Source organism: Streptomyces sp. NBC_01142 (assembly GCF_026341125.1).
In the GTDB taxonomy this organism is placed as follows: Bacteria; Actinomycetota; Actinomycetes; order Streptomycetales; family Streptomycetaceae; genus Streptomyces.
Genome location: NZ_JAPEOR010000003.1, coordinates 1461415 through 1477582, shown reverse-complemented (window position 1 = coordinate 1477582; position 16168 = coordinate 1461415). Strand labels below are relative to the sequence as shown.

Here is a 16168-nt window from a genome sequence, read left to right as displayed (position 1 = left end):
GCGCGCACCCACCACGGACCGTCTTCACCAGGAGACCTGGTCGCCATCGGCTCAGGCGTGGCCGTGGCAACGCTCTTGGCCCTGCTGCTCAACGCAAGTCCTGAGCTGCCCCCAACGCCCGTCGGCCGCCCTGACGTCAGCGTCACCTCGCCCGCACGTTAAAGAGTCGCAATCGGCCTAGGCCGGTGTCAGGTCGTTCCATGCGCCTTGAAGGGCCGCCCCGGTCACCGGTGCCGCCTCAGCGACCTTCCGGAGGTCTTCACCGGTCAAGTACCGGTAGCTCTGCGGCGGATGGAACGATCCCGAGGCTCGCAGGGCGGCCAGCGGTACCGGGGCCTCGAAGGTGATCGGTTCTTCGAGAGACAGACCGCTGGCCTGGGTCGCTCCACTCATGTACTCGTCGTACTCACGCCGACTGATCCCAGCGCTCGTGCGGTTGGCCGACCAGACCTCCCGCGGCGAGGCCACCTGCACGGAAGAGATCCGCGCCATGCCCACAATGGCCATCGTGGGCGCGGTCGCGTACAGGAGCACAGGAGTTCCCGGTGGGGCGGCGACGCGCTGCCGGCGAACCTCGACCGTCTTGGTCCCAGCCAGGATCGCCGTGGCAAACCGAGGGTGGACGGACAGCAGCATCGCGCGCTCCGGATCACTCACGTCTTTCGGTGCCCCTCTTCGTACATGGCCTGGAACAGCGTGTTGCTGATCTTCGACAGCTGCATCGGCGGTACCCACCGTAGTCCCAGCCCCTTGGCCAACGCGGTCATTCGTGCATGCGTCACCTGTACGGGAAAGATCTCCGTGTCCGAAAACCTCAACGCCATGGCCTTGCCCGACACATCGGCTGCGGCACGCACTTCGGCATGACCATATACGCCAAGGTGTTCGAATCTCGAGAAGAGGGTGTCGGGGTCGTCGATGACCACCTCGTCGAGGCGCGAGCAGCCGATGACCATCTTGCCCTGCTGCCCGGAAGTCCCCTCACTGACGTACCACAGGATCCGGGCGGGAACGCTTTCTCCTCGGTGTCCGGACGAGCGGTAGTAGACGTGCTCGCGGCTGATGCCCAGTACGTCGTCCCGGGGAACGAGCATGGCCGGAATGTCGAAGAGCTCCGTGGACCAGCGCGGCTTGATGGGTGCGATGAAGGAGGGCAGGGCCGTGTCGGTCAGTTTAGCCGGCCACCACACCCGCTCGGCCATGCTCGCGATCTCGGGCGACACGCGATCACCCAGCCGTGGCGTCGACCGCCTCATCCGGCCCGCGATCTCCGCGGCCTTTTCCGAGACCGCCTCAGCAGGTCCGCAGACGTCGACCAGGAGTGCGGTGAAGCCGCTCTCGTCCTCGGTGAAACCGTCGGCGCCGGCAGCCGCCATCGCCGTCGGCGACAGGAACGGATCGGTGATACGGACCGCCTGCGCCCCTCGCTCCCGGCCAAGCCGCTTGAGCATGAACAGCAGTTGCCGTGCAAGTGTCTCCTCCAGCAGGTGCGACGCCGTACGGAGGAACGCGACGTTCAACGTGCGGCCGTCCATCGCCCAGACGTAAAGGGCCACCGGATACCCCTCTCCGTCCCGGAGCAACTCCCTGCGCCACAGCACCCCGTCATTGGCGAGGCTTTTCAGCCGCTCCGCGAAGCCCGTTCCACGGTCGCCCTCGGCCTGGTCGAAGAAGGCGACCAGCTCTCCTTCACCGCCTGGCGCGATCTCCTCGGCGGAGAAAGCAGTGCCCATGAGATCCGCAGGACGGTACACCTGGGCCTGGCGCAGTTCGTCCACATGCAGCGTGACCACAGCCGGCGAGACGACCTTGACCCGTGCGACATCCCAGGCGATGTCCGCCAGAGCCGCCAGTGCGGGATCGCGCGTCACCAGCACCTGGAGCCCGGCACACGACGTCTCGGCCACGTAGCGCAAGCGGGCGCGCTGCCAGCCATCGAGGGGGACATCAGGCAGCTCCTTTCTCACCGCCGCGGCCAGTTCCTCCAAGCGGATGGCCACGGCAACGCTGTCGGGAGACAGTGACCGCAACTCGGCAAGCCCCGCACGCTGATGGTTGCGCGCCTCACGCTCCTCGACATCACGCACATCGTGCAGAAGCTGCGGAGTAAACGCGAGCTCGATCAGGTCGGCGAGCCACCCCGCTTCGAGAGCACGCGACTCCGCAACCGCGCGCTCCGTACCCGCACCGCGCAGCCCGGCGAACACGCCATGGTCGACGGTCACCACCAGCAGCGCATCACTCTGGGCCTCGGTGAACAGATCCTCGTGCCCAAGGTCGAGCCACCAGGTGTCCAGCGTCTCCTTGTCCTTGCCCCGCCCCAGGCTCTCACCCTTGGGAACAAAGCCCAGCGCGGTCCACATACCGCTGAGCCCATAGTCGCGCCGACACTTCGCACGAATACCAAGCCGATGAGTATGCCGCGCGCGGATCGCCTCGATCAGCTCACGAGCAACACCCCTGCCTCGATGCTCCTCGGCCACGCACAAATGAGCCAGACGAACATACAGACTCCGCTTAGGCAGCCCGAAGAGCGCGTAACCGACGACCTCCTCGTCATCCACAGCTACCAGCAGGCCGCCGTCCTCGGCGTGCCTACGGTAGGCAGGCGGTGTGAGCAGACCCAGATACTTCGTGTATCGGTCGCCCAAAGCGACAACCGCGTCCAGCAACTCCAGCTGTTCCGCAGACACCGGCAGCACTCTGATCGCCATGTTCCCCCTCCGGTTCTCTCAACCGACAATGCCCCAGGACGGCATACTGCCCAACAGCGTCAGTGCCGAGCCACCGATTGATCAAAACCGGCTAAATGGCGGGAACTCACCAGACAGCCCGCAGCGATTCCTGTGACCGCAAATCCGAACAACCATCCCGGCCCTCTGGGCCAGTACACACTCCGGCGGTCACTCATGGGCAGAATCCGCGAGCTGGTTGATCAAGACCGATCTTCTCCACAGCCGCGTGGACGCCGCTTCTACGCTTGCCGTCATGCGCGAAGTCGAGTACCGGAGCAGCGGGGTTCCGTTGGAGGAGTATGAACTCACGCGCGGGGACCACCGCCGTCAGAAGCAGAGCGAGGAGATCAGCGAGTGGGCTCGGCGTCAGGTCGAGGAGGACGACGCCAAGTGCCGTGCAGATCCGGAGAGGACGGAGCGTCGTCGCCAGGCGTTCGAGAACGTCGCGAAGCTGATGCAGTCCTTTAAGAAGGCCGACCACGAGATCATGCGGTGGCGTGTCCGGCTGTACTGCGGCCACATCATCGAGACGGAGGCGCACTACACGTATCCCGACCCCCTCTCGGCCGGGTCATACGGCAGGCGATGCTCTGAGTGTGGGAAAGACCGGCAAACAATCGTGGCCTTCGAACCCATCGGACTGCGTGGCGAGCCACCGGAAGCAACAGAGCCCCTACCTCCAGCACCCCCGAAGAAGCCGACACGAGCCGAACTCGAACGACGCCTTAAGACGCTGGAGAAGGAGAACGAACGGTTGCGCGCGGAGCTCAGTGGCTGAAGGCGCCGGCCGAAGCCCCCGGGGTGACTCGCCAGCAGCTCACGGAGGCCGAAGTGACGGCAAGGGCGGAATTCGACGCCCGCACGGGCATCCAGTTCGCCCACACAATGGCAACTCATCGCTTCCTTCGGCGAAGAGCCGGCCACGCACCGGTCGGCGTTACGCCGCCATCGCCGCGTACACGCGGCCCGCGTCAGCCCCAGCTCGTTCGAGCGAACTGTTTCGAACCGCCCGTCGCTGACCAACGGAACTGACAACATGCCGCCGTCGTACGTCAACTTCAAGTCGAAGGCGGGCCATTGGAGCGGCAGGTCAATGAGCGGCAACTGTCAGTGCTGCAGTGGGTGGGGGCAGGGTGCCCTGTCGGCGTTTGGGAGACCAGCTCCTATAAGGGGTCGTCTCGATAGGCTGCGAGCAGTCCAGTTCGGCGGCCAAACTGCGCTCTGCGGGTGGCAACTCGTTTGCGATGGGCTGGGTGACCTGGGTGAAGATGCCTGCATGAACCGAGAAACAGATGAGGTACGCGAAGCGATCGCAGGCGAGCTGCGTTTGATGGACCCCAGCGTGCGTACATCACGCTCGCTTGCCCGGCAGCTACTGGACCCGGACTTCGTAGAGGTCGGCGCTTCGGGGCGACAGTGGACGTATGGGGAGATGCTTGCCGAGCTGCCCGAGCTGGGCGGTGCGGCAGAAAGCGGTCCGCGCTATGAGCCCTCAAATTTCATCGGCGTCCTGCTGGCACCTGGGCTGGTGCATCTCACCTACGAGACCACGTTTGATGGAAACCGGGCACGGCGGAGTTCGCTCTGGCGCAAACAGGGTGCGGGCGCGACCTGGCAGATGTACTACCACCAGGCCACACCCATCCCGCCCGACGGCATGTAACCGCGAATCTCGGGCGGTGATCCGTTCGCTGCCACCTGTATGGGGATGACGGAGCGTCTCGTGCCTGATGGACTGTGGGAGATCTTTCAGCAGGTCGTTCCTACGCGTCCAGTGCGTTCTCAGGGCTTGGGCCGGCAGAGGGCTGACGACCGGGCAGAGCTCGGGGCGATCATTTGTGTTGCCAAGACACGCTGCACCTGGCGGCAGCTCCCACCGGTCTTCGGCGCCTCCTGACAGCCGGTGCCTCGGCGCTTCACGGACTAAGAAGTCGTCTCAGTTGGATCGGGGAGCCGTGGCCCCGGCCACTTTCCGACCCGGTTGCGCATCAGTGTCTGGTGGTGTGGTCCAGGATCGCGGCGACGAGCGGCGTGTGCACCTCAGGTGGGAGTGCGTGCCCCATGCCGGGGATCTCGATGATGTATGCGCCTTGAATCGCCTGGGCGAGGTGGTGGGGATGGGGCGGCGGGGAGACCGGTTCGGCGGGAGCAGAGGTGACGAGGGTGGGCACTGTGGCCCCTGTCAGTTGCTCGGTGCGGTCCAGGTTGGACGCGTCGGCGCGGGCATGCGCGGTGCTGGTGGCGTAGTGCCCGGTGTGTTCGATGACCTTTCGCTCCAGGGCGCGGGCGTATTCGGCGTCGAAGGGAAGCTGATTGCCACCCAGGATCCGCCAATGCTCGACCCGCCGTTCCAACTCCGCTTCCAGGCCGAGGTCCACAACGGGACGGGACCACATCTCAAGCAGGCCGGGGGCGATACCGGGGAGTTCCTCAGGCGGGATCCGGGTTCCGTCCGGCTGGATGTACGGGACGGTGCTGAGCGCGCTCGTGCCGATCAGCGTCGCGCTGAGCAACCGGTCGGGATGGTCGGCGATGAGGAGTTGGGCGAGCATGCCGCCCAGTGACATGCCCACTATGTGGGCGCGTTCGACGTCGAGGCCGTTCAGCACCGTGAGGGCGTCTTCCGCAAGTTGGCTGAGGGGATAGGGCCGTTGGTCGAACGCCCAAGTGGAGCGACCGGTGTCGCGGTGGTCGTAGCGGATCACGCGATGGCGGGAGGTGAGCATGTCCACCAGTTCGTCCGGCCAGCCCAGGCCGGGTGCTTGCGCTCCCATGATCAGCAGCACCGGAGACGCGTCGGTGGCACCCCGGTCTTCAGTCCACAGGCGTACACCAGGTGCTGCGTCGATGAAGCGTTCCATGGTGCTCCTCCAGGGCGAGACCAACACTAGACGAGACGTATCGTATCGTATCGCTTTCGAGGTGACGCAGCGATCAGTGCGCAACACTAAGAGGATGTCCTGATCGGTTGAGGCGCCGGTAGCAGATCAGGACACTGGCCAAGCCGACGAAGGCGAGGAAGTGCTCGGCCTTGCGCTCGTAGCGGCGGTGCAGGCGACGGCAGCCGTTCAGCCAGGACATTGTGCGCTCGACTACCCAGCGGTGCCGGCCCAGGCGGCCGGACGGTTCGACGCCGCGGCGGGCGATGCGCGGCACTATCTGCCGACGGCGCAGCCATCCTCGCAAGTGGTCGAAGTCGTAGCCCTTGTCCGCGTGGAGTTTGGCCGGGCGGCGGCGCCGGGGTCCATAGCGGGAGCGGATCGGCGGGATGCCGCGCATCAGCGGGATCAGGGCCTGGCTGTCGTGGAGGTTGGCGCCGGAGATACCCACCGAGATCGGCAGTCCGTTGCGGTCACAGATGACGTGCATCTTCGATCCGAGCTTGCCGCGATCGGTCGGATTCGGTCCGGTCAGGGGCCCCCTTTGACCGCTCGGACACTGGCCGAGTCGATCGCGCAGCGCGACCAGTCCAGCTCGCCGTTCGCGCCGAGCCGGTCGAGGACCACGCGGTGCAGCTTGGCCCAGACCCGGGCCGCGGACCAATCAGTGAAACGGCGGTGGACCGTCTGCCAGGAGGCCCCGAAGACCGGTGGCACCTGCCGCCAGGTACAGCCCGAAGTAGCGACGAAGATGATCGCGGCCAGCACCGCGCGGTCATCGCACCTCCGGCGGCCTCCACCTTGGGCGCGTACCGGCGGCTCCGGCGCCACATCCTGGAAGATCTCCCACAGCCCGTCCGGCACCAGGCGCACAACCATGTCCATGCCCAGAGCAACGAGCGATCGCCAATCAAGACACCCTCTAATACTGCAACGGTGCTTGCCGTGACGGTTGGGCAGGTCGGTCGTTTATCAGGTCATGGGTGGGGAACTTGCTGATGCCCGGTCGTGGGCCGGTGAACTGAAGGCCTTGCACGAGCGGTTCGTGCACCGTTTCTCCAGGTCGGAGCCGCGGGAGTCGGCTCTCGCCTATATGCGGGGGCTGATAGCTCCGCTGGAGCGGAAGAACGGCTGGACGCTTGCCGAGGAGGCCGGGCATGGCGGCCCGGACCGGATCCACCGGCTGCTGAACCGGATCGACTGGAGCGCGGACGAAGTCCTGGACGACGTGCGGGACTACGTCGTCGAGCACCTCGGCGATCCGGATGCGGTGCTGATCGTGGACGACACCGGGTTCCTGAAGAAGGGCATCCGCTCGGCCGGGGTCCAGCGCCAATACTCCGGAACCGCCGGCCGGACGGAGAACTCCCAGATCGGGGTCTTCCTCGCCTATGCCGGCGGACGCGGCCGCACATTGATCGACCGCCGCCTCTATCTGCCCACCTCATGGACCGATGACCGCGACCGGTGCCGGGCCGCGGGCATCGACGACACGGTCGCCTTCGAGACGAAAGTGGTGATGGCCAAGGCCATGGTCCGCCGGGCGATCACGGACCGGATCCCGTTCCGGTGGGTGACCGCCGACGCCGCCTACGGCTTCTCCAAGGGCTGGCGTTCTGAGCTGGAGCGGGCGGATGTCTTCCACGTGATGGCCACCACCCGGCATGACACCGTCGTCACCCGCTGGGCCATGGACCACCCCGTTCACGATCTGTTTCCCGGGCTGTCCCGGCAGAAGTGGAAGCGCCGTTCCTGCGGCAACGGCGCCCACGGCCCGAGGGTCTACGACTGGGCGAGGGTCGAGGTCCGTCCCTGGCACCGCGAGGACCGTCGTCACTGGGTGATCGCCCGCCGAAGTGTCCGCCGGCCCGAGGAGATCTCCTACTACATCGCCTACTGCCCGGCCGACACCACACTCGACGAGCTGATCCGCATCGCGGGCAGCCGGTGGGCGGTCGAGGAGTGCTTCCAGACCGCGAAGCAGGAGTGCGGCCTGGACGACTACCAGGTCCGCCGCTACGACGGCTGGCACCGCCACATCACCCTGGCCATGGCCGCACACGCCTGCCTCACCGTCCTGCGGGCCCGTGAACTCGACACCGGGAAAGCAGAAACGGATCCTCCCAGCTCATACCCCTGACCCTCCCCGAACTCAGACGCCTGATCACCCGCCTCACTCGACCCCGCCCAAGCACCGACCACGTCCTGCACTGGTCACACTGGCGCCGCAGACGACAACACCAAGCCCGCATCAGCCACTACAAACGACGCGGCCACACACCACCAGAAGCCAACAAACCATCAGAGCAAAGACCGTTGCAGTACTAAGACCACCTCTCAGGCACTGCAGAACCGGGGCCTGGTCACGGTCTCCCGGAAGGCCGGGCAGTGGAGCGTCGCCCTGACGAGTGCAGGCCAGCACTACCTGGCGCACGGCACGTACCCTCCCCGCGGGTCACGCCCGCCCAAGACCCAGGCCACCGCTCCACGACCCCGGTCCCCCCGAGCGCACGAAACTCCGGCCACCGGGCGGACGTCAAGCCCTCCATCACAGCCTCGTATGACGTTCACGGAACAGCTGCTGCAGGAGCTTGCGGACGCCGGCGGCAGGATCGTCAAGAGCGGCAGCGGCCCGGACTTGGAGAAGTGGCCGTCCCGCGTCGCCGCGGCACGTAGGTCCGGAAGGGTCCCGGAGACGAAGGAGCTATACGGGGGTTGGTGCCGTGGCGGGTACGAGATCAAGCTCGTCGACATCCCCGCCTGGCGCCTTGCCGTCCTCGAACCCGTCCCTGTGCCAGCGCGGCTCGCGCATCCGCACACCGTGGTACAGGCCATGCAGAGCGAAACCCAACCGCTGGGCCTCACGAAGCCCGTCCAAGGACGTGCCCTCCGGCTCATCCAGGCGCTCATCACCGCTGCCGAGGCCATAGGACATTCCACTTCTGCTGGACGGCCCGGCTTCGCTCCCCCGTCTCATCGCCGCCGCAGGGCATCTCCCCATTTCACCCTGACCGCACAGGGCCAGACCGTGGGGTTCCTTCTCCTCCAGGAACAGGACCGGGCCGAGCACGTCGCCACCGAGAAGGAACTCGCCGCGACCAAGAAGGACTCCTGGGTCAGGATCCCCCGCTACGACTACACCCCGTCCGAGCGGCTCCGCTTCGTCCTCAGCGGCGGCCAGCCGCACCGGGCGAGCGAATGGGCCGACGCCCCGGGCCGCTCCCTCGAAGAGCAGCTCGCCGAGATCGCCCAAGAGGTCACGCTCCGCGGCGAAGCCGCCGAACGCAGACGCCAGGACGAGGCCGAAGCGGCACGTCAGAAGCGCATCCGCTGGGAAGCCGCCATGGAAGAAGCCCGCATCCGGTACGCGGAGGCGTACCGCGTCAGGCACTTCGAAGCGCAGGAAGCGGCTTGGCGCCACGCCACTCGGCTGACGGAGTACGTGAGCGCCGTGCGCGCGCGAGTCGAGGCCATGCCGCCGGGGCAGGTCAGAACCGACGCCGAAGCATGGATCTGCTGGGCAGCGGCCACAGTCGAGCGCCTCGACCCGCTGAGCTCACCACCCCGGTTGCCCGACGTTCCAGAGCCGCGAGCCGACGACCTAAGGCCCTTCCTCGGGCACTGGAGCCCTTACGGACCGACCTATTGAGCGCCCGCTCCGCCAACGTCCGACCCGCCGAACTACGGCATGCAGGAACTCGGCCTAGTTTCCTTCGAGTTCCTGCACAGACAGCCCGCGGGCACGCGCCCTCCACCCGGCACGACCTGCACAGTAAGTCAGGTGACATCCCGTCAGAACGAGCGTCATTTCAGCGTCAAGATATCGCGCGTAACGCCCACACCGCACATAATGCGCACGCACAAAACCGCAGGTCAGGAGCCCTTCGCGGCCGGTTCAAGGATGGCGACGCACTCCACGTGATGCGTCATCGGAACAGCGCCTTTCGTTCGACGGCACCTCAGTTGAGCTGACGTGAAAGACCCACTTCCGACACACGGCCTAGCCCCCGCAGCCGCCCGACCTCGCCCTGCGCGAGGTTTGCCAGCCACGTCCGCGTGCTCGACCGGGAGATCTGCGCCACAGCCGTGCAACCGGAGCCAGCGCCTCACACAGGTCCTCCGGTACCGAGACCGGACGACGGAACACCAACCTCCCGCCGCGGAACGCCCCTTCACTCGCTGCGATTTGACCAGGCTTTCCCCCGCGCAGCGGGCCAACCTCGGCCTGAGACTGCCCGGCGGGTTCGCCAGAACGGTCTGTCCGAGAGGATCCTCCTGATCCTCCAGAGCCGGCAGGCCAGCACTCCCGGACCGGACGACGCCCGCAGCAGCGAGGACGCCGACAACCGGCGGCGCCAGGACGACTGGTACGCCCGGCAGCAACGCGAGGAACAGGCCCGTCACTTCCACCACCTCCTCGCACAGGGCAGCACCGCGCCACCGGGCCCCTCGGATCCGGCCCCGGCTGGCCCGCTAGCCTGGGAAGCGGGAAGGCCCACGCCCTGTTGTCCCTCGCAGTCCCCGCCGCCGCGCCGCCCACCGGCCAGGTGACCACGTAGACCGGGCACCGGCCGACGCCGGGGCCCATGGCATCGGGCCGGGCGGCGAGTTCGGCATCCAGGACGCGAACCCGGCCCCCCAAGGGCGGGTCGCCGGACAGTACGGTGAGTGCGCCCCTCCCGTGCCGGGGGCGGCGACCCTCACCGTTCGACCGACAGCAAGGGGCGTCCGATCGTGGGCGACGACTACTTCGGCATCCGGGACTACCGGCCCCTCTGGCAGCCGGGTCGCGATGCCGCTGCTGTGCACGGCGAGCGCCTGGCCCGTCTCACCGGGCGGACCCTGACGCACGCCTGGCTGCTCTGGGACGTCGACGACGACGAGTGGTTCGCCGACGCGCCGGTCCTGCTCGACTTCGAGGGCGAGCAGCTGGAGATCCAGCACCGGAAGTTCGACGACCTCTCCCTGACGTGGCACACGGTCACCCCTGACACAAACCCTTTCACCTGGACGGGCTTCACGCTGCGCTGGCGCAACAACCTCGTTGCCGGGCCGGGCGAGTCGGTCTCGGCGGTCGAGCTGCTGGAATGGCGCGGGCGAGACATGGCACGCGGCATGGTCGCGGTGAGCATCGTCCTCGCGCACGGCCGGGTCACAGTCCACAACGCGCTCGACGAGAACGGGCTGGCCTTCGGCCCGCCCGAACCGGAGTACCACGCTCTCCCCCTGCAGTGAGCGACGGCACGGGATGCGCGGCCGTGGCCGGCAGATTGCAGCGATCCGGCCTTATGCGAACTGAATTCCGGCTATGCTGACCGCTGTTGAGCGGGTTGCGTGCCTGCTCTGTTTCCAGGGGCAACCGTCGGCCGCCCCTTCGTCGTTCCGGGAGGCACGCCCCCGGCCGAGTCCCACGAAGGCCCCGTCGCCGAGCCGCAGGGGCCTTTCGCATGCCCTCTTCCCCGTTCCAGGTTGGAGACAGCCATGCCCGCACGCCTCCACGACCCCGAACTGCAGGCCATTTACGACTTCCTCGCCCCCGCCGTGCGGCCGCGGCCAGCCGGTGCCGAAGCCGTCGCCGCCCACGAAGGGCTTGACCTCGCCGCCGCCTGGCAGACGTGCGACGGCGTACACCGGCACCGGCACGGCCGACGCGCCGGAGCCGTCAGCACGACCGCAGAGATTTGCAGGACCACATCCTCCGTGCCCTTCGGGCCGGGTCGCCGCGCACCCGGACGTCCGTCCTGCGGGCGCAGGCCGCCGCGTGGGCACGCCTTGGCACGTGGCCGCAGGAGACCGAAGCGTGGATCCGGGCCCTGGGAGCGGACGGCACCGGCCTCGCCGCGACCTGCCGCCGCCTGGGCGTCGGCCTGGCCGCCATGGACATCATGCTTGACGGCCAGTACGCGAGCCGCCGGCTCCGCGGCGGCGAGAGCGTGACTGCCGTCCAGGCCCGCGCCGCCGCCCTCGGCATCACCCTGCCCACCTGACCCACACCCGCACGGCGAAGACGGCACGACACGGCCACCCGCGTTGGTGCCGCGACGGCACAACGGCTGCCGAGCGGGCCGCGGAACAGCAGGGCAGGGCCGGTTGATGGCACTCGGATGATCCAGCGTGCCAGTTGTCTCGCCTCGGTCCAGCAGGTCCCGACATATGGCAGCCAGGGCCTCCTCATCAGTCAGCACGCGGGCGGCTCCCCTCTCGACCTGCCCACTGAGCCAGCCCTTGATCCTCAAGTCCATGGGACCCGCGCTCCTTCGGTCGGCGTCGTCGCACCGGCTGGCGGACCCACAGCGTTCATGTTCGATCCAGCATGGTCAGTTTTTGATTGATTGCGATCTCGGAGGGAGAACTCGCCGCCGTCAGCCGTCTAGACGGTGAGGGCGCGATCCGCGTCCAACGGGAACAGATGGAGATCGACTCAAAATGACGCCGTCCTTCGAGTGGGCCGGGCTCGCCTCGGTCATGGTGAGCGGGACAGCTCCCCTGCTTGCCGCGCTGGTTCCTGTGTACCTGGAACGGCGGAGGATCTCCCAGCGAGCTCGGCACATCCCTGCAGGTGACGGGCAGCAGACTCAGGAGTCGTCGGACTCTGAAGAGCGCACGGGCGTGTCGGTTCGGATCGCCATCACCCCGGCGCAGGGTGACATCGTCACCATCAGTGTGGTGAAGGGACCCGCCGCTGTCGCCCAGTCGACCGCGAAGGAGCGCGCCCCGTGGTAGGTGGTGAAGCTCGCACGAGCAGAGTCGCCGCCGAAGGCAATGTGGGCCAAGAACTGGTCGACTGCTACGAGGCGTTCATGGCTCATGAGCCTCCTTCGCTGCGGAGGAGGACGGACAAGAAACTGTCTCTCCATGCTTGTCAGGACGTCGCCCAGGAGGCGTTTCTCAGTGTGGCGCGCCGGTTCCAGGCCGGTGATCTTGAGGAATGTGTCAATGTTCGGGCCTACCTGAAGACCGCTGCGTGGAATCTGGCCCGCGACCGGTTGCGCGGCGAGCGGCGTCTTGAGCTCGCCGAAGACGTCCTGCGCTCGTCGGCCCCGGAGCAGAGGCTCGATTCGGTGGCGAATGAGGTCGATCTGCTGGAGGACTTGGTCCTGCCGGCCATCGAGGCCATGCCTGGGAGCATGCGTCGGCAGGTTGTCCGGCTGCAGAGCCACGGGCTGACGGATATCGAGATAGCAGCCGCTCTCGGCGTTCGCGCCGACCGAGTTCACCGGGAGCGACACAAGGCGGTGGTGGAGCTGCGGACTGTGCTGGTCAAGTTCATCAGGGATCAGCATCGGAACAGAACACGATGCTTGAAGAAGGACAGGTGACGGGTGTGAGCCGCTTCAACGAGGACAGTGGCAATCGCCGGGCGCCGGTGACTCCTGTCGGGCTCGTGAAGCTGATGAGCGCACTGTCCGGGCCGCCCGATTTCTGGGATCGCCCGGACGGGGACTTCGGTGTGCTGGGCGAGACTCTCGAGCCGGACCGCACTCAGCGGCAGCGGGCGAACTCGCTGTATCGGCTGGGTTCGAAAGCGCTGGGCCGCAATGAACTGCTGGATGCAGCGGACTGGTTGGGGGAGGCTGCGTCCTGTGGACACCCGGGGGCGTTGTTCCGCCTGGTCGTCGTGGCTCTGCGGGCGGGAGAAGACTGGACGCACGAGGCGCAGTTCCTGGTCGCGGAGGCGGCGCGTCTCGGGCATGGTGACGCGTCCCGTCTGCTGCGTGCCCTCGGCCACCGCCGTCCGGACCCGCAAGCCGGCGCCGTCATGCTCGAGGATGTCCAGTACTTCGAGGAGGCCCGCGTTCGTCTGGGCATCCCTGAGAAGATACTGGTTCCGGATGACGGGGTCTCCGACGGCGCCGGGGGGCCATACCTGTCCGAGAACGCTGCCACGACAGGCACTGCCGGTGCCTTTGAGGAGGGACAGCCACAACTGTTTCTGGTTCCCGCTCCCCCAGTGCCGACCGAGTACAGCCCCAGGCGTCCGGGGCTGCCACGGGGGCACGCCGACCGTGACCGCCGCCGGCTGTCCGCCTTCCTGGCTCCTGAGGGATCCATCCCCGCACTCGTCCTTCCGGATCTGCGCCTCGACGCTGCAAGCTCGTCTGCCTTGTCCGCCGACGCCGGCAGTCAGGCCAGGGAGGAACCGTGGTGGTCTGCGCATGCCCTGAGGCCAGCGGTGCTCACTGACATGGCACGGCGCTGTCCCACTCCAACGCCGATTCCGGGGAAGTGGCAGGCTACGCAACGAGCCAGAGACCTTCTCCACCTCATCCACGAGGCGGGCGGTATCGACACCCGCACACTCGCGCAGCGAGGACAGATGTCGATGAACTCCACCGTCAGGCTGCTGGAGTGGCTGCGCGCTCAGCAACTCGTCGACACCATCCGCGGCACCCACCACCCGGGGCCGCTCATGAAGCTGGCCACCGGCGCGGACCGTGACTTGCTCCAGAGAACCCTTGCCGACCTACGCGATGATCTCGACGCCGCGATCTACCTCAGCAGCTACACCAGCGGAGAGATCCACATTCACGAGGCAGCACACAGCTCCACGGCTCCCCCAGTCGACGAGTGGGCGCCGTTCACGGACACCGGCCATGCCAGCGCCGTCGGCAAGAGCCTTCTCGCCCAGCTCGACTTCGACTCCCGGATGGATCACCTGGCCCGCTATCCCTCGATTCAGCTCACCGAGCGCACCATCACCAACCCCCGTGCCCTGGTCGAGGAACTCGACGGACACGGGCCCCATGCTGCCCAGTTCGATCTTCTGGAATACTCCCGCACGGAGGTTTGCGTCGCCTACTCCCTCGGCCTGCCCGGCAGGGCCTCGAGCATCGCCCTGTCCCTGCCAGCCAACCAGCATCCGCGGCTCATCAGCGCGGCCCGCTCACTCAGTGGGCGTGCGACTGGCATCTTGCTCGCCCATCTCCTCACCGACGACACGACCGCCGGCAATCAGGCCGTAGTCCTGCTGCCGCCCACCGGCACCCCCGGCGAGCAGGAATGGCAGCTGGAGGCGCTCGAAGCCCGACGGCCGTTTCACGCATGAACATTCGGGGACTTCCATCTGGCTTGTCCTCCCGGAACAATGACAGTTCGGATCCCGCGTAGAAAGAAGGCTCGATGACGCTCGGTCAGCACGATGAGTCGGGATTTCGGCTCGGCTGGCGCGGCATCCGCTACCCCGGCATGTCCATTGACGACCTGTGGCTGGCGGTCGGCAAGGCCCCGGACGGAACCTGGTGGTTCGACGCGTACTTCATCGGACGCGTGACACTGCGCGGCGGCGCGCCCCGGGCCGCCGCGTTCGCCCAGTGGCTGCTGACGCCCCCGCCCGAGGTCCAGTACGAGAAGGAGTTCATACTGGTTCACGGCGAGCCACAGTGCAGATCACGGCAGATCGCGGACGGTACCCGGCTCACTATCGAGATCTTGATGGGCCGTGAAGAAGCCGGTGGGCCCGAGTACCTGCAGGTACTCCCGTCGGGCGAGACGCCTAGGCAAGGCATCGCCTTCGAGGTGTGCGCGCCACTCGAGTGTCAGCCGGTCCCCCGCGCTGATCTCGAAGCCGCCGCAGCCCGACTCCTCACGATCTCCGCTCCCGAACGTCCGGACGTCAGCGCCTGACGTGACGTGCGGATCGACCAGGTCAGGAGGGGCAGGAATCTGGAAGGTGCAGTCGGAGGACGTCGACGACTGCGCGAACCCTGATTCATCGTTCGCAGCAACCTCCGGCGGCCTTCGGTTACTTGGGGACGTTGTCTGAGGGCGTCCTGAGCGAGCTTCGGTTGCGACGGCTCCACCCCCCCTCACGGTCCAGGCGCGTTCCCGAGCCTGTGGCAGGGACTACCGGGGCAAGGTCGCTGCGGCGGTGACCCGGTCGAAGCGACGCGGACGTACTACCTCGCCACCGACGCGCTCGGCGACGTCGAGGCGTACGTCGATTCCTCGCGGGCGTGGGTGGTCCGCAAGGCCCAGCAGCTGGGCCGGTACGAGCGGCTCCTGCAGATGCGGCTGGTCAAGAGGTGACCGCGCGGTTGCGGCATCCGCGTACTGACCGGCGACGCCCCGCCCGGCTGGCTGGCCGGCCCTTGGCGGCTCGATCACCCGGCCGATCCGGTGGGAGCTGATCCGGGACGGCTTCGTACAAGAGTGCGGGGAGCAGGGGGCTCCTGCCGCGACGGGGGAACACGGCAGGAGCCCTCATCGGTCCGTCTGCCCCGGCCGCGACCGTCAACGCCCCGCACTGGCAAGGGGTTCAGGTGTCGCCCGTCCAGGCGAACCGTGACCCTCGCGCCGAACCCGTGCCCGGGTAGCAAGCGTCATGCCGGGCATGGAATCTGTTGACCTGGCGCATGTCGCCGAGCCCGGCCTTGTCGTCCTCGATTTCACCGCCGCTGATGAAGCGACCGCGATCGCCGTCATGCACGACCTGGAGCAGTGCTGGGCCACCTCCGGCACCAGTCCCGTCCGCTGCCGGCCCGGCGAGCGGGCGTGAGCGTGCGCGTCTACGCCGACGTACGACGCCCCGGCAGCCTCGACACCTGAGACCACCGG

At 67.4% G+C, this 16168-nt stretch carries 17 protein-coding genes; 12 read left to right on the top strand and 5 right to left on the bottom strand.

Annotation, left to right across the window (positions count from 1 at the left end):
* Positions 1–177 precede the first annotated feature (177 nt).
* Together OG883_RS40865 and OG883_RS40860 are read right to left on the bottom strand one after the other, a co-directional pair.
* Positions 178–657 (bottom strand): ASCH domain-containing protein, encoded by a 480-nt coding sequence (locus OG883_RS40865; RefSeq protein WP_266552329.1) that lies wholly within the window; start codon positions 655–657, stop codon positions 178–180.
* Positions 654–2672, bottom strand: a complete 2019-nt coding sequence (locus OG883_RS40860; protein WP_266552326.1) for a GNAT family N-acetyltransferase — start codon at positions 2670–2672, stop codon at positions 654–656. The genes OG883_RS40865 and OG883_RS40860 overlap by 4 nt, the downstream gene beginning before the upstream one ends.
* Positions 2673–2988: 316 nt before the next feature.
* On the opposite strand from OG883_RS40860, the gene OG883_RS40855 reads away from it, so the two are divergent.
* From OG883_RS40855 to OG883_RS47120, 3 genes are all read left to right on the top strand, one after another.
* The gene (locus tag OG883_RS40855) at positions 2989–3513 is read left to right on the top strand and encodes a hypothetical protein (RefSeq protein ID WP_266552323.1); all 525 of its coding nucleotides are present in this window, start codon (positions 2989–2991) and stop codon (positions 3511–3513) included.
* 498 nt (positions 3514–4011) lie between these two features.
* Complete coding sequence (locus tag OG883_RS40850; RefSeq protein WP_266552321.1) at positions 4012–4398, top strand: DUF4440 domain-containing protein; 387 nt, start codon at positions 4012–4014, stop codon at positions 4396–4398.
* Between the two features lie 39 nt (positions 4399–4437).
* Complete coding sequence (locus tag OG883_RS47120; protein ID WP_353963148.1) at positions 4438–4632, top strand: transposase; 195 nt, start codon at positions 4438–4440, stop codon at positions 4630–4632.
* A gap of 91 nt (positions 4633–4723) precedes the next feature.
* Here OG883_RS47120 and OG883_RS40845 read toward each other — a convergent pair whose 3' ends face one another.
* Both OG883_RS40845 and OG883_RS40840 read right to left on the bottom strand, forming a co-directional pair.
* Positions 4724–5596 (bottom strand): alpha/beta fold hydrolase, encoded by an 873-nt coding sequence (locus OG883_RS40845; protein WP_266552319.1) that lies wholly within the window; start codon positions 5594–5596, stop codon positions 4724–4726.
* 73 nt (positions 5597–5669) lie between these two features.
* A protein-coding gene (locus OG883_RS40840) for an IS5 family transposase (protein WP_266553272.1) occupies positions 5670–6493 on the bottom strand; the annotation gives its coding sequence in 2 pieces (ribosomal slippage) (positions 5670–6148 and positions 6148–6493; 825 coding nt in all).
* A gap of 100 nt (positions 6494–6593) precedes the next feature.
* Between OG883_RS40840 and OG883_RS40835 the strand changes: the two genes are divergently transcribed.
* The 8 genes from OG883_RS40835 to OG883_RS40800 all read left to right on the top strand — a co-directional run bounded on the left by OG883_RS40835 (position 6594) and on the right by OG883_RS40800 (position 15238).
* Positions 6594–7754: an IS701 family transposase gene (locus OG883_RS40835; RefSeq protein ID WP_266533120.1), complete on the top strand. Its 1161-nt coding sequence runs from the start codon at positions 6594–6596 to the stop codon at positions 7752–7754.
* A 420-nt stretch (positions 7755–8174) separates the two neighbouring features.
* Complete coding sequence (locus tag OG883_RS40830) at positions 8175–9263, top strand: hypothetical protein (protein WP_266552316.1); 1089 nt, start codon at positions 8175–8177, stop codon at positions 9261–9263.
* Positions 9264–10282: 1019 nt separating this feature from the next.
* A complete protein-coding gene (locus OG883_RS40825; protein ID WP_266552313.1) occupies positions 10283–10849 on the top strand; it encodes a hypothetical protein in 567 nt (188 codons plus the stop codon).
* A gap of 446 nt (positions 10850–11295) precedes the next feature.
* Entirely contained in the window at positions 11296–11601 is a 306-nt protein-coding gene (locus OG883_RS40820; RefSeq protein ID WP_266552310.1) for a hypothetical protein, read from the top strand.
* 439 nt (positions 11602–12040) lie between these two features.
* A complete protein-coding gene (locus OG883_RS40815) occupies positions 12041–12337 on the top strand; it encodes a hypothetical protein (protein ID WP_266552307.1) in 297 nt (98 codons plus the stop codon).
* On the top strand, positions 12331–12933 hold the full coding sequence (locus tag OG883_RS40810) for an RNA polymerase sigma factor (protein WP_266552304.1): 603 nt from the start codon (positions 12331–12333) through the stop codon (positions 12931–12933). The genes OG883_RS40815 and OG883_RS40810 overlap by 7 nt, the downstream gene beginning before the upstream one ends.
* The gene (locus tag OG883_RS40805; protein ID WP_266552301.1) at positions 12930–14660 is read left to right on the top strand and encodes an IclR family transcriptional regulator C-terminal domain-containing protein; all 1731 of its coding nucleotides are present in this window, start codon (positions 12930–12932) and stop codon (positions 14658–14660) included. The genes OG883_RS40810 and OG883_RS40805 overlap by 4 nt, the downstream gene beginning before the upstream one ends.
* A gap of 74 nt (positions 14661–14734) precedes the next feature.
* A complete protein-coding gene (locus OG883_RS40800) occupies positions 14735–15238 on the top strand; it encodes a hypothetical protein (RefSeq protein ID WP_266552298.1) in 504 nt (167 codons plus the stop codon).
* A gap of 219 nt (positions 15239–15457) precedes the next feature.
* Here OG883_RS40800 and OG883_RS40795 read toward each other — a convergent pair whose 3' ends face one another.
* Entirely contained in the window at positions 15458–15718 is a 261-nt protein-coding gene (locus OG883_RS40795; protein WP_266552295.1) for a hypothetical protein, read from the bottom strand.
* A gap of 226 nt (positions 15719–15944) precedes the next feature.
* Between OG883_RS40795 and OG883_RS40790 the strand changes: the two genes are divergently transcribed.
* Positions 15945–16109: a DUF6207 family protein gene (locus OG883_RS40790; protein WP_266552292.1), complete on the top strand. Its 165-nt coding sequence runs from the start codon at positions 15945–15947 to the stop codon at positions 16107–16109.
* The last annotated feature ends 59 nt before the right edge of the window (positions 16110–16168 follow it).

What these genes read in the sequence shown, in the direction of transcription:
- OG883_RS47120 (WP_353963148.1), top strand. Translation starts at nt 4,438, where the DNA reads ATGGGGATGACGGAGCGTCTCGTGCCTGATGGACTGTGGGAGATCTTT.
- OG883_RS40850 (WP_266552321.1), top strand. Translation starts at nt 4,012, where the DNA reads ATGAACCGAGAAACAGATGAGGTACGCGAAGCGATCGCAGGCGAGCTG.
- OG883_RS40835 (WP_266533120.1), top strand. Translation starts at nt 6,594, where the DNA reads ATGGGTGGGGAACTTGCTGATGCCCGGTCGTGGGCCGGTGAACTGAAG.
- OG883_RS40800 (WP_266552298.1), top strand. Translation starts at nt 14,735, where the DNA reads ATGACGCTCGGTCAGCACGATGAGTCGGGATTTCGGCTCGGCTGGCGC.
- OG883_RS40815 (WP_266552307.1), top strand. Translation starts at nt 12,041, where the DNA reads ATGACGCCGTCCTTCGAGTGGGCCGGGCTCGCCTCGGTCATGGTGAGC.
- OG883_RS40790 (WP_266552292.1), top strand. Translation starts at nt 15,945, where the DNA reads ATGGAATCTGTTGACCTGGCGCATGTCGCCGAGCCCGGCCTTGTCGTC.
- OG883_RS40845 (WP_266552319.1), bottom strand. Translation starts at nt 5,596, where the DNA reads ATGGAACGCTTCATCGACGCAGCACCTGGTGTACGCCTGTGGACTGAA.
- OG883_RS40855 (WP_266552323.1), top strand. Translation starts at nt 2,989, where the DNA reads ATGCGCGAAGTCGAGTACCGGAGCAGCGGGGTTCCGTTGGAGGAGTAT.
- OG883_RS40830 (WP_266552316.1), top strand. Translation starts at nt 8,175, where the DNA reads ATGACGTTCACGGAACAGCTGCTGCAGGAGCTTGCGGACGCCGGCGGC.